The following is a 13,239-nucleotide window of genomic DNA, read 5'->3' as shown; positions in this document are numbered from 1 at the left end:
CCCTTTATCTGTTCGTCTGTTTCTTGCTTATTTGCCGCTTGAGGCTAGACCGTAGCGGATCAAGATTTTATCCTCCAGCTTTTTAAAGCAGAGATGATCGGAAATGGTGCCGAGTACGGCGATAATGATGACGATGCAAAGCATAAGCGCGGTATCCGCAATATCGCGTCCCTGCTGAAGCAGCTGGCCCAAGCCGACGCCTTTGGCGATCAGTTCCCCGGCTACGAGCGCCCGCCAGGCGAACGCCCAGGCTACCCGCACCCCGTTGATAAGATGAGGGAAGGCCGCCGGCACCATGATCTGCCAGAACATCCGCAGCCCGTTGCCCGTTCCCATGGTCTGGGCCGCTTTCAGATAAATCGGCGGGATGTTCATAATTCCCGTGCGGCTCGACATGGCCATCGTCCAGGTAGCCCCGAGCGCCGTGATGAAAATAACGGAGGTGTCCGTGAGTCCGAACCAGATGATCGCGAACGGCAGCCAGGCAATACTCGGCACCGTCTGGAGGGCAACCACGACAAATCCGAGCGTGTCGTCCAAAAACCGGAAGCGTGCGAAAAGAAAACCGAGCAGCGTACCTATGACGAGGGATATGCCGAACCCGGTCAGGAGCCGGCCGAGCGATCTGAACGTCGCTTCCAGAAGCTGCCCGTCCGTAAAACCGAGTCGGAAGGCGTCCAGTGTCTGGAACAGAGACGGGAATTTCCATCCCCAATCGAAGATTCTATATCCCGCCTCCCACGCTATCAGCAGAATCACGAGAAAAATCGTTCTTCTTAAGGCTGTACTCATCGCCCATCTCCTCCTTTACCACTTTCTCGAGCTCCTCGGCAAGAACGTCCATGATCGCGCTCTCGACATGGTGGATAACGGAGTCGGCATTGTCGCGCGGACGCGCGGCCTGCACGGCGAATTCCTTCTTGATCGTACCCGGCCGGGTCGACATGACGACGACGCGGTCGGACAAAATGACGGCTTCACGAATGTTGTGGGTAATAAACAAAATCGTTTTGCCCGTTTTCATCCAGATTTCTTCAAGTTCTTTATGCAAAATGAGGCGGGTCTGCTCATCGAGCGCCGCGAAAGGCTCATCCATGAGAAGTATCTCGGGGTCCATGGCAAGGGCGCGTGCAATCGCGGCACGCTGTTTCATGCCTCCGGACAGCTCGTGCGGATAACGGTCGGCAAATTTGCTGAGGTGGACCGTCTTGATCTGCTCCATCGCTTTCTCGTAGCGTTCCTTCTTCGGAATGCCCTTCTGTTTAAGGCCGAAGGCGACATTGTCGAGCACGGTCAGCCATGGAAACAATGCATGCTCCTGGAAAACGACGACGCGGTCGGAGCCCGGCCCCGTCACTTTCGTTCCGTTCACTTCAATCGTTCCTTCATCGTAGCCTTCCAACCCTGCGACCATGTTGAGCACCGTCGACTTGCCGCAGCCCGAGGGGCCGAGCAGAGACACGAACTCGCCTTTCCTGATGGTCAGCGAAACATCGTCAATAGCGGTAAATGATCCGCTGCTGCGCTGCTTGAAGGTTTTGCGAACATGCTTGATTTGTATCATCGCTTGATCTCTCCTTCAGGCTCGGACGAAAGCAGAAGCTTCGTATGTCCCGTTCCTATTCTTATACCAACTTATTTTATCGGAATTATGTTATTTGTCAACCTTTAATTGCATAAAGTTCTCATAAAAAAGCCCCTATAAGGGGCTTAAAAGGCTGATATAACAGGAATAAGGAACTGTGGAGCATACCGATTGACGCAGCGAAGCTGTTGCCGTCAGCCGGGATTTCGACGGGGCAGCCAGCGACGCCCCCGCACCCTGAATGCCGGATCAGCACGGACGGCTGCGGCAGCGATCACAGAGGCGCGCTTCATATAGACACGGCTATCGTTGCGGCTATGGTTGCGTGTGTGGCTGTGGCCGAGGCCCTGGCTGCGGATGGAGTTCATGCACCGGGGGTTCACCGTGTGTGTACTGCCCACGTCATCGAGACCCCAGTCACCCGTGCGCTTGCCGCCGACGACATCGAGACTGCGCTCACACGTGCGCTTGCCACCGTCGCCATCGAGACCGCGCTCATCCGGGCGCTTGCCGCCGGCGTCATCGGGACTGCGCTCATGCGCTTGCTTGCCGTCGGCGCCATCGCGGAAGCCGCGCTCACCCGCGGGCCCGGCGGCCCCGCCTGTCTTTGGCGGACTCGGACTCCGCCACGACGAGCACGTCCATGCTGCGCGCCCCGCGCATGATCCGCTTCACGATGGAACCGTGAAACAGCCGCTCCCACAGCGACTCGCGCGCCTGGCCGATGATGAGCTGCGTAGCGCTCAGCTCCAAAGCCCGCGCGAGCAGCCCCGCCGCGGTGCGTCTCCGTCCCGCGGCGCCCAGCACTTCGAAGCGGCCGCCGAGCCGCTCCGTCAAGGTCTGCAGCGCGGCGATCCGCGCATCCTCTCCTTCCGCCGGCGATCCGCAGCGGATGTAAGCGACGTGCCACCGCGCCTTCAGCCGGTAAGCGATGCGGAAGCCGCGGCGGATGATGCGCTCCGCGTGCCGGTTCAGCTTCACGCAGACGAAGATCACTTCCTCCCGCCGCCAGGGGCCGCGCAGGGAGCCGACGCGTTCCCACGCCTCCAGGCGCTCGTCCACGTCGTCGGCGATTTCGCGCAGCGCGAGTTCCCGCAGGGCAATCAGATTGACGGTTTTGAAGAAGTGGCCGAGCGCCTGGTCCACTTTATCCATCCCGTAAATCTTGCCCTCCTTCATGCGCTGCTGCAGCGTCTGCGGCGTAACGTCGATGAGCTCCACCTCATCGGCAAGCCGCAGTATGCTGTCCGGGACCGTCTCCCGGACCCGCACGCCCGTCAGCTGCTCGACGGAATCGTTCAAGCTTTCGAGGTGCTGGACGTTCACCGTAGAAATGACCGAAATACCGGCATTGAGAATCTCCAGTATGTCCTCATATCTCTTCTTGTTGACACTCTGAGGCACATTCGTGTGAGCCAATTCATCCACGAGAACCAGATCCGGCATCCGCCGGATCACAGCCGCTGTGTCCATTTCCTGCAACTCGGTTTCCCGGTAGGTAATGATTTTGCGCGGTATCAGCTCCAGATCGCCGACCTGATCCGCCGTTTCTTTACGGCCGTGCAGCTCCAGAAGGCCGATGACCACGTCGATATTTTTACGCAGCAGATCGTTTCCTTCCCGCAGCATGCTGTAAGTTTTGCCGACGCCCGGAGCGGCCCCGATATAAACCTTAAAGCGTCCTCGCCGCGCTTTCCTGATTTGCCGTTCCATCTCCTGGGGACTGGGGCGGCGGTAGAGCTCGACCGGCTTCTGGGCATCGCTCTTTCGTTTTGCCGGAAGGATCCGCTCTCCGTCCCTCTCCGCCCGGTCGGCAACCACGAACAGATCGATCCCTTGCAGACGGCTCACCGCATCGTTAAGCACCGAGCCCTGCCAAAACTCCTGCCGGCGGCTGTGCTTGGAATGGCCCAGCACGATCCGGGTCACTTTGCGGTCGATCGCATAACGGATGAGCGCCTGTGCAAGCTTCCGCCTTCCTGGAAAGGGAAGCTCATCGAAACTGCCGCCCACTTTCTCGACCAGCTTGATGATCGAACGGCGAAACGCAGCCGCATCCTTGGATAAAGCTCTTCCCGGCCGGGCAAATGAGACGACGAACAATTCGCCGCTCAGCCGGTCCGCTATCTGCTGGCCCCGCCGGACATAGATGGACCCGTTCCAATGGTACTGGGCGGAAACCAAAATCCGCTCATCCGCTCCCGAAGGTCCGGTCATGCCCATCTCTCCCCGGTGCTTCTCCAAGGATTCGTTAACTCCTTCCGCTACGAGCCGAAGGGCAAGCTCACGCAGCACGCCGATATTCCCCCGTTCCAGCACTTTGCGCTCGTGCCACTGGCACCCCCTCATTCCTCCCTCTTCAAGACGGTTAAGGATCGTTTCGGGCGTGGCATCGATAAGCCTCACTTCATCAGCCAACTCCAGGGTATCCGCAGGCACCGTGTGCTCCACTACGATGCCCGTCATTTTACGGGCAAGCTCCCGCGCCCCTTCCAGTTCATATACGTTCACGGTTGCCAGCACGCTAATCCCTTTGCTCAGCAAAAATTTGATATCCTCCAGCCTTGTCTCATTAAGGGCTCCCGGCCGGTTGCGATGAGCAAGACCGTCGGTCAGCACCACTTCAGGGTTGCGGGCAGCAAGATCATCGAGCGGCAAATCCTGCTGCCTCACCCCGTCCTTCATCCACTCGATGCTTCTAACCCGTTCCAGCCCGCCGGCCTGTTCCAGCGTTTCGGGCCGTCCTTCCATGGAAACCGCGCACAGCACGACATCGATTCCCTGTTCGCGAAGTGTCTGTCCTTCCCGCAGCATGTGGTACGTTTTCCCCGATCCGCTGACGGCACCGATATATATTTTCAGCCTGCCCCGGTGGATTTCCGAAATCGACAGCAAAATTTCTTCGGGCGTTCTTCTCCGGAAATTATCCATCCTCCGGCTCCTTTCCCGTTCCTTGTCCCATGTTCTAAAGTTTGCCCCGGCATCATAAACGACGCATCCTATACCTCACACTATTCTCCCACGAAATTCCCGCCGTCTTGTAAGCATCATGCAAGCATTAGCGTTTCGAAAACGTGGGTCCGTATGCTCGGACTGCAAAGGGACTATATATAATAGTAGAGACACATTTTTCATACGTATAAATTCGGTTTTTTTCGCCTTGAAAATTTGCAAAACGCATGCCCCCTGATCGGATCGGACATGCGTTAATTAGTGTGCAGGTATCCGGTTATTTCCCGGCTGCCTTTTTCAAATCCAGATTTAATTCCAGCACATTCACACGAGGCTCGCCGAACACGCCAAGGTCCCGGCCGGCCGTATGTTTTTTCACCAGTTCCTGAAGCTGGGCAGTCGATACTCCCGTCACTTGAGCAATACGGGGAATCTGGACTTCAGCCGATTCTGGCGTAATATGCGGGTCGAGACCCGAAGATGAGTTCGTGAGCAAGGAAATCGGCACTTGATTGACGGGCACGTCCGGGTTTTCCTTTTTCCATGTATCGATGGATTCCTGTGTGCGCTTGACCAGTTCGGGTTTGGAAGGCGCATAGTTGTTCGAGCCCGAAGCCTCCGCTTTATACTCAATGGAGGAGACACGGCCGTGAAAATACTTCGGATCTGTAAACAGTTGCCCGATCAGCTCCGAGCCGACGATGTCCCCCTGCTCGTTCTTGATGACACTGCCGTTGGCCTGCTTGGGGAAAATGACCTGTGCCAGTCCTGTCGACACAAGCGGATAAATAATCCCGCACAGCACGATAAACAATATGCTGATACGGACGGCAATAGACAAGACGGATCCGTTCCACTCGCCGTTTTCTTTAGGTACCGAAGTGCCTGGATTCATCCTCTTTCAATCCTCTCTTATACCGGGAGAAGCCTTCGAGAGGCATTCCCGGCCTGTGGTTGTTCTTTGGTTGCAGCGCATTTTCTGCCATTCATTTGCGCTTTTATGGCTTCGGTGTTCATGAAAACAGATCCTAGATCCAGACATGAACGACCAGATCAATCATTTTGATTCCGATAAAAGGAACGACGACTCCGCCCAGCCCGTAAACAAAAAGGTTCCGGCCGAGCAGCTTTGTCGAGCTCATCGGGCGGTACTTGACTCCCTTCATCGCAAGAGGAATGAGCAGCGGAATGATGACCGCGTTGAAGATAAGCGCGGACAGAACCGCCGACAGGGGCGACCCCAGCCGCATGATGTTGAGAGCTTCCATCTGCGGAATCGCCAGCATAAACATCGCCGGGATGATCGCGAAATATTTGGCGATGTCGTTGGCGATCGAGAAGGTGGTAAGCGCCCCTCGTGTCATCAGCAGCTGCTTGCCGATGCCGACCACTTCAATGATCTTGGACGGATCGGAGTCCAGATCGACCATGTTGGCCGCTTCTTTGGCAGCGATGGTGCCGCTGTTCATCGCCAGGCCCACGTCGGCCTGGGCAAGCGCCGGGGCGTCGTTCGTGCCGTCGCCGGTCATCGCGACAAGCTTGCCTTCCGCCTGCTCCTTGCGGATCACGGCGATTTTATCCTCCGGCTTGCTCTCGGCGATAAAGCCGTCCACGCCGGCTTCTTTGGCGATGGTAGCCGCCGTGAGCGGGTTGTCGCCGGTGCACATGATCGTTTTGATCCCCATTTGGCGCAAGGTATCGAAACGCTCCTTCATGCCGGGCTTCACGGTATCCTTCAAGTAAATCAGGCCGTACACCCTGCCGTCCACGGCTACGGCGAGCGGAGTCCCGCCTTCCGTAGCGATCGCGTCCCCGTTAGCCTTAAGATCGGCGGGAACCGTACCGCCCTGCTCCTGCACCCAGCGGACGACGGCGTCTACCGCGCCCTTGCGCACTTTTCTCCCGTCTTTCAAGTCGATGCCGCTCATCCTGGTTTCGGCTTTAAAGTCGATAAACTCCCCGCCTTCCGCGAGAGAGGGCTCGTAAACCAGGTGCTGCTTCTTCATCAGCTCCAGCACGGAGCGTCCTTCCGGCGTTTCGTCTTTCACCGAGCTGACGGCCGCCCAGGCAGCCGCTTCGCCCGTAGAGGCGCCGCCTACCGGGATAAATTCGCTGGCCATCCGGTTTCCGAATGTGATGGTTCCCGTTTTGTCCAGAATGATCGTATTGATGTCTCCGGCCGCTTCGACCGCTTTACCCGACATGGCCAGGACGTTGAACTGGGTGACCCGGTCCATCCCCGCGATCCCGATAGCGGACAGCAGAGCGCCGATCGTCGTCGGAATGAGGCAGACGAGCAGGGCGATCAGGACGGCCGTATCCAGCTCGACATTCACGAACCCCGCGATGGGCTTCAGCGTAACGACCACGATCAGAAAAATAAGCGTCAGCGTAATAAGCAGCGTGTTCAGCGCGATTTCGTTCGGCGTCTTTTGACGGGACGCTCCCTCCACGAGGGAAATCATCCGGTCGATGAAAGACTCGCCGGGATCGCTCGTAATCCTTACACGGATCGCGTCGCTCACGACCCGCGTGCCGCCCGTAACGGAGCTGAAATCGCCGCCCGCTTCTTTAATGACCGGCGCGGATTCACCCGTAATCGCCGATTCATCCACAGAGGCCAGCCCTTCTATCACTTCCCCGTCGCCGGGAATCATTTCTCCCTGGGCGACAGCGACGATGTCGCCCTTGCGGAGTTCCGTGGACGGAACGACTTTGATGCCGCTGCCGACCACCTTGTTGGCTTGAATTTCCTGCTTGGATTTCTTAAGCGAGTCCGCCTGGGCTTTCCCCCTGCCTTCCGCCAGCGCCTCGGCAAAGTTGGCGAACAGCACCGTGAAGAGCAAAATCAGAAATACGGTCAAGTTAAACCCGATCCGGTCCTGCGTTCCGAAGTAGCCCGGCAGTACCGTCATCAGTAGAACCATGAAGGTTCCGATTTCTACCACGAACATCACGGGATTTTTCATCATCGTAACCGGATTTAATTTAAGAAAGCTTTGCGCGACCGCCTGTTTGACGATATCCCCGCTCAGCATTGATTTTCGTTTCGTTTGAGAAGCATTTGAGTTCATCCGTTTTCACCCCATCGTTATTAACGCAATGTCAAATATTCAGCCACCGGACCAAGCGCGAGTACCGGTAGGAAGGTGAGCGCCCCAATGATGACGACCGTTCCTACCACGATCCCGGTAAACAAGGCATTGTCCGTACGGAACGTACCGATTGTTTCCGGAACCCACTGCTTGCGGCCCAGCGAGCCGGCCACACCCAGAAGGGCGATGATCGACACGTAACGGCCAAGCAGCATCACAATACCTGTGGAAACGTTCCAGAACGGCGTATTGTCCGCAAGGCCCTCGAAGCCGGAGCCGTTATTGGCCGCCGACGACGTGAACTCGTACAGCACTTGAGAGATTCCGTGGAACCCCGGGTTGGTGACCGCTCCTTTGCCAAGCTCCGTCATAAAGGCGAGCGCCGTAGGAGCCAGAATAATAAGCGGATGCGCCAGAATCGCGACGGCGATCAGTTTCATCTCGCGGGACTCGATTTTGCGTCCCAGAAATTCCGGGGTCCGGCCGACCATAAGCCCCGCCAGAAAGACGGCCAGAATGGCGTACATGAGCATATTGACCAGCCCGACTCCGTCCCCGCCGAATACGCAGTTCAGCATCATTTGGGCGAGCGGAACCATTCCGCCCAGCGGCGTGAGCGTGTCGTGCATGTTATTGACGGACCCTGTCGTAGCCGCCGTCGTTACCGTAGTAAACAGCGCGGACTGGGCAATGCCGAACCGCACCTCTTTGCCTTCCATACTGCCGATGGACGAATCCGCTCCAAGGGCATTTAAGGCGGGATTGCCGGCCTTTTCCGAGAAGAAGGCGACCGACAGGAAGACCAGGAACAACGTCATCATGGCCGTAAAAATAACCCAGCCCTGTTTCCGGTTCTTCGCAAACCGTCCGAAGGTATAGGTCAATGAGGCCGGAATACACCACATGGACAGCATTTCGATCACGTTGGTCAGCGGGGACGGATTCTCAAACGGATGGGAAGAGTTCACTCCGAAAAATCCGCCTCCGTTCGTACCCAAATGCTTGATGGACACAAGCGACGCTACCGGTCCGATAGCGATTTGCTGCTCTCCGCCTTCAAGCGGCTTTGCGGCCAGCGACGGGTCCAGCGTTTGCGGCACCTTCAGGCCGACAAGCAGCAGCGTAACGACGATGGCCAGCGGCAGCAGCAGACGCGTGTGGCCTTTTACAAAATCGGTAAAAAAGTTGCCGATGGTGCTGCCTTTGGACGTCAGCCCGCGGATAAACGCGATCGCGACCACGATTCCCGTTACGGCGGACGTGAACATCATCATCATGATGACCGCCATCTGCGAGAAATAGGACAGCCCCGTTTCCCCGCTGTAGTGCTGCAGGTTCGTGTTGGTCATAAAGCTGATGATCGTATTGAACGACAAAGTCGCTTCCATATTGTTGATCCCGTTCGGGTTAAAAGGAAGAGCGCGCTGCAGGCGCAGGATCAAATACCCGACCGCCACAAGCACGATGTTGGTCAGCACGAGGCTGCCCGCATATTTTTTCCACGTCATGCCGTGCTCGCTGCGGATGCCCGCAAGCTTGTAAATGGGTCTTTCCAGCCAGCCGAACCATTTGTCCGTCCGGTTTTTTTCATTCGAGAAAACGTGATAAATATAAGTGCCAAGCGGCTTCACCAGCAGGCAAAGCACCGCGATTACGATTAAAATTTGCAATATCTCCATAGATTCCGATCCTCCTCAAACAACTCCGCGCAGGGTTCTCCGGGCGCCCGCAGGCGCCTTAAAATTTCTCCGGATGAATAAGCGCGTATATCAGATACAGGAAAAGCCCTGCCGTAAAAAGCGCGATAATCATCATGAACGGCCGCCTTCCGGGCCGTCCGCAGCATGGTCACACCAGAGCAGAAATCCGTAAAAAATGAAATAAATGACTGCCAGCAGCAAAATCATATAAAGATCCGTCATGCGCGCCGGCTCCTTTCTTTCCTATTTATAGGGTTATTCTTTATCGTTCGCACAAATTGTTCCGCAAATTCAGCGCAAAGCTTCCTCGGGCACCTGGCCCGGTGCCGCTCCAAGCAGGAAAGAGACCTGACGGGTATTCGTATGCACCACATGGTCGGCGCCGAGCGCTTTATAAATCAACCGCGGTGTGGCGTTCGTTTTCACCACGTAAATCGTTCCGGTTGTCCAGCTGCGGACCATCTGAAGATACCGGCAGCAAAGCGGCAGGCTGTCTTCGAAAAGATACACGTCACCGATCGGAAGCTCCGGGACTTCCCAGGCTTCGTGGCGCACGGTATCCACCTCCACGAGATGCCGGACTCCCAGCTTCTTCATCCGCTGTCCTTCCACGGGGTTATTAACAAGCGCCGCGAAGGGTTTGCGGTAAATATTCAGCAGTTTAATAAAGTTCTCGCCGGTGACATTCGGTGCGGAAACCAACGTATAGGTTTGGATCTTTCTCTCGTCCACTTTTTATCCCTCTTTCATGTTTTGGGCAGCAAAAAAAGAAGCCTGCGGAAGAGGAACTCTTCACGCGGCTTCTTGACGGTCACAGCCTAAAAAAGACTATGGCCGAAGCGCGATAGCAGTCGCCTCTCTCGGTACGCTTACGAGGTTAGCTGTCGGATTCGGGCGTGAGAGTCGCCCTACCATAACGGCACGGATGCCGCTTCTGGATTCACCCCATGAGGACCGGCCTTCAGGCCTGCAAGTCCTCGTTGGTTCCCCCGTTTTCCGCTTCACACGGAAACTCAGCGATAAAAACGCATGTTCATTTTTTGGCACATTTTTCATTTTCGGATGTTTTTGCACATAACAAAACCACAGCGAAACGAAGTCCCTGTGGTCGATGCCGATCACAAGCTTCTTCAACCCCTCCCGAACTCATGCGCTTACGAGGTTAGCTGTCGGATTCGGGCGGTGAGAGTCGCCCTACCTGATTGCCGGATCCATGGGTTCCGGCGCTTCAGGATTCACCCCTGCAGACACGGCTCCGGCTCTCACACCGGATCAATGCTGCGATGGTTCCCCCGCTTCCCCGGATGGGGAAATTCAGCGAAAGCAAGAAACTGTTTTTTTCAATTGATGGAATGAATGTTACACCTCCGTACGTGCTTTGTAAAGATATGGGGAGATTGGTTTTAAACCGATTTAAGCCAAAGAAATCCCCTAATGCGCTTACATTTCTTCTTTTTACGCGCTAGCTTGTTTATGCGTCGAAAATCTCGCGTTTTTGAAAACGGTTTGGTCACCCAGACTCTTCTCAACCGGGAAAAACCTGCTATACTACTTGTAAACGTTACCATAATAACCAGTAAGGAGGCGTATTTATGAAAAACGGATGGAAATCAATCTTGCTCTGGGGGGTGATTTCCATTGTCGGCGCGTTCGCTTTCGGGCTTGTCGCACTTAACCGCGGGGAGTCGATCAATGCCGCCTGGCTCGTCATTGCGGCCGTGAGCTGTTATGCGGTCGCCTACCGGTTCTACAGCCGGTTTCTCGCCCGCAAAGTATTCGTGCTTGACGACAACCGGAAAACACCCGCAGAGCTGAACAACGACGGCAAAGACTATGTGCCGACGAACAAGTGGGTGCTGTTCGGGCACCATTTCGCGGCCATTGCCGGCGCGGGCCCCCTCGTAGGCCCCGTACTTGCCGCGCAGATGGGCTATCTGCCCGGAACGCTATGGATCATTCTTGGCGTTATTCTGGGCGGCGCCGTCCAGGATTTCGTCATTCTTTTCGCTTCAACGCGCAGAAACGGTAAATCGCTCGGCGATATGATCAAGGACGAAATCGGCAGGGTGACGGGCACGATCGCCATGCTGGGCATTCTCGGCATTATGATCATTCTTCTCGCCGTGCTCGGGCTCGTCGTCGTCAAAGCGCTGATCGGCAGCCCGTGGGGTATGTTCACGATTGCCGCCACCATACCGATCGCACTCCTGATGGGTGTGTATATGCGTTACATACGGCCCGGCCGCGTCGGTGAAGCTTCCCTTATCGGCGTCGTTCTGCTGATTCTATCCCTCATCGGAGGCAAATTCGTCGCCGAGAGCGCATCGCTGGCACCGCTCTTCTCCTTCAGCGGGGAAACTATCGCTCTGATGATGATCGCCTACGGCTTTTTCGCTTCCGTCATGCCGGTCTGGCTGCTTCTCGCTCCCCGGGACTATCTCAGCACGTTCCTGAAAGTCGGAACGATCATCGGACTCGCGCTTGGCATTATTTTCGTCCTGCCGGATCTGTCCATGCCGGCCACGACCCGGTTTATCGACGGAACCGGCCCCGTCTTCGCCGGGAACTTGTTCCCGTTCCTGTTTATTACCATCGCCTGCGGCTCCGTGTCGGGCTTCCACGCGCTGATTTCGTCCGGCACGACGCCCAAAATGCTGGAACGCGAATCCCACGCGCGTCCGATCGGCTACGGCGCGATGCTGGTCGAATCGTTCGTCGCCATCATGGCGCTGATCGCCGCCTGCATCATCACGCCCGGCACTTACTTCGCGATTAACTCGTCCGCGGCGGCGCTGGGCGGTACCGATGTGGCGACCGCGGCGGCGACCATCACGAACTGGGGCTTCACCATCACGCCGGAGCAGCTGACCACGCTGTCCAAGGACATCGGCGAGAGTACCATCCTCTCGCGGACGGGCGGCGCGCCTACCTTCGCCATCGGCATGGCGCAAATCTTGTCCGGCGTGATCGGCGGCAAAACGATGATGGCGTTCTGGTATCACTTCGCCATCCTGTTCGAAGCCTTGTTCATCCTGACGACGATCGACGCGGGCACCCGCGTGGGCCGTTTTCTTATCCAGGATCTGCTGGGTTATGCCAGCAAGTCGCTGGGGGATACCCGGTCCACGGTCGGCAACCTTATCGCTACGGCTCTCTGCGTGGCGGGCTGGGGGTATTTCCTCTATCAAGGCGTTGTAGACCCGCTGGGGGGCATCAACTCCTTGTGGGCCCTCTTCGGCATCGCCAACCAGATGCTGGCGGGGATCGCGCTCGTGCTGGGGACGACCATTTTGTTCAAAATGGGCAAAAAGGCGTACGCCTGGGTCACGCTCCTGCCCACAACGTGGCTGCTTATCGTGACCATGTCCGCCGGCTGGCAGAAGCTGTTCCACGAGAAAGCGAACATCGGCTTTCTTTCTCACGCCAAGCAGTTCCAGAGCGCGCTGGACAGCGGCAAAATCTTGGCCCCTGCCAAGACGGCCGCCCAGATGAAGCAAATCGTGATGAACGATTATATCGACGCGGCCTTGTGCGGATTTTTCATGATCGTGGTGCTCATCGTGTTTATCTCGGCCATCCGCGTATGGCTGAAGGCGATTTCGAACAAACCGCTGGATCTCTATGAGGCCCCGTATATCCCGCGCGGCGGGAAGGGCGGATCCGAGGCGACGAAATATGTTTAAGCGCCTGAAACTCATTTGGAGCTACCGCAGCCAGTTCATCCATCTACTGGTCGGCGTTCCCCACTACGAGACTTATGTGGCCCATATGAAAGAAGCCCACAAAGACCAGCCTGTGCTGAGCCGTGCGGAATTTTTCCGCCAGGCCCAGGACAACCGCTACGACGCCAAGGACGGGAAAATCTCCCGCTGCTGCTAGACGTCTGCGGCAGCACGCCACGGCAGCA

General features: G+C 56.7%; 10 protein-coding genes and 2 riboswitches. Of the genes, 2 read left to right on the top strand and 8 right to left on the bottom strand.

Annotated features, from left to right (window positions below; translation table 11 throughout):
* Window positions 1-27: 27 nt before the first annotated feature.
* The 8 genes from C4S74_RS21560 to C4S74_RS21525 all read right to left on the bottom strand — a co-directional run bounded on the left by C4S74_RS21560 (window position 28) and on the right by C4S74_RS21525 (window position 10,064).
* Entirely contained in the window at window positions 28-792 is a 765-nt protein-coding gene (locus tag C4S74_RS21560; protein WP_258042566.1) for an ABC transporter permease, read from the bottom strand.
* Window positions 725-1,564, bottom strand: coding sequence for an ABC transporter ATP-binding protein (locus tag C4S74_RS21555; RefSeq protein ID WP_009674680.1), 840 nt, complete (start codon window positions 1,562-1,564; stop codon window positions 725-727). Before C4S74_RS21555 ends, C4S74_RS21560 begins: the two co-directional genes overlap by 68 nt.
* A gap of 597 nt (window positions 1,565-2,161) precedes the next feature.
* Window positions 2,162-4,516 carry a histidine kinase gene (locus C4S74_RS21550; protein ID WP_103997407.1) on the bottom strand — a complete coding sequence of 785 codons (2,355 nt, stop codon included), beginning with the start codon at window positions 4,514-4,516 and terminating at the stop codon, window positions 2,162-2,164.
* A gap of 298 nt (window positions 4,517-4,814) precedes the next feature.
* Complete coding sequence (kdpC, locus tag C4S74_RS21545) at window positions 4,815-5,432, bottom strand: potassium-transporting ATPase subunit KdpC (RefSeq protein WP_103997406.1); 618 nt, start codon at window positions 5,430-5,432, stop codon at window positions 4,815-4,817.
* A gap of 133 nt (window positions 5,433-5,565) precedes the next feature.
* The gene (kdpB, locus tag C4S74_RS21540; protein WP_103997405.1) at window positions 5,566-7,611 is read right to left on the bottom strand and encodes a potassium-transporting ATPase subunit KdpB; all 2,046 of its coding nucleotides are present in this window, start codon (window positions 7,609-7,611) and stop codon (window positions 5,566-5,568) included.
* 20 nt (window positions 7,612-7,631) lie between these two features.
* The gene (gene kdpA / locus C4S74_RS21535) at window positions 7,632-9,311 is read right to left on the bottom strand and encodes a potassium-transporting ATPase subunit KdpA (RefSeq protein WP_103997404.1); all 1,680 of its coding nucleotides are present in this window, start codon (window positions 9,309-9,311) and stop codon (window positions 7,632-7,634) included.
* 58 nt (window positions 9,312-9,369) lie between these two features.
* Window positions 9,370-9,444 carry a K(+)-transporting ATPase subunit F gene (kdpF, locus tag C4S74_RS27275; protein WP_009674691.1) on the bottom strand — a complete coding sequence of 25 codons (75 nt, stop codon included), beginning with the start codon at window positions 9,442-9,444 and terminating at the stop codon, window positions 9,370-9,372.
* Between the two features lie 179 nt (window positions 9,445-9,623).
* The gene (locus C4S74_RS21525) at window positions 9,624-10,064 is read right to left on the bottom strand and encodes a hypothetical protein (protein WP_103997403.1); all 441 of its coding nucleotides are present in this window, start codon (window positions 10,062-10,064) and stop codon (window positions 9,624-9,626) included.
* 118 nt (window positions 10,065-10,182) lie between these two features.
* Window positions 10,183-10,361, bottom strand: a riboswitch (cyclic di-AMP (ydaO/yuaA leader).
* Between the two features lie 107 nt (window positions 10,362-10,468).
* Window positions 10,469-10,662: riboswitch (cyclic di-AMP (ydaO/yuaA leader) on the bottom strand.
* A gap of 262 nt (window positions 10,663-10,924) precedes the next feature.
* On the opposite strand from C4S74_RS21525, the gene C4S74_RS21520 reads away from it, so the two are divergent.
* Together C4S74_RS21520 and C4S74_RS21515 are read left to right on the top strand one after the other, a co-directional pair.
* Window positions 10,925-13,015 carry a carbon starvation CstA family protein gene (locus C4S74_RS21520; RefSeq protein ID WP_103997402.1) on the top strand — a complete coding sequence of 697 codons (2,091 nt, stop codon included), beginning with the start codon at window positions 10,925-10,927 and terminating at the stop codon, window positions 13,013-13,015.
* Entirely contained in the window at window positions 13,008-13,211 is a 204-nt protein-coding gene (locus C4S74_RS21515; RefSeq protein ID WP_103997401.1) for a YbdD/YjiX family protein, read from the top strand. Before C4S74_RS21520 ends, C4S74_RS21515 begins: the two co-directional genes overlap by 8 nt.
* The last annotated feature ends 28 nt before the right edge of the window (window positions 13,212-13,239 follow it).

The organism is Paenibacillus sp. UNC499MF (genome assembly GCF_900107975.1).
In the GTDB taxonomy this organism is placed as follows: domain Bacteria; phylum Bacillota; class Bacilli; order Paenibacillales; family NBRC-103111; genus Paenibacillus_F.
The sequence above is the reverse complement of the archived record's forward strand: the minus strand, read 5'-3'. Positions and strand labels throughout refer to the sequence as shown.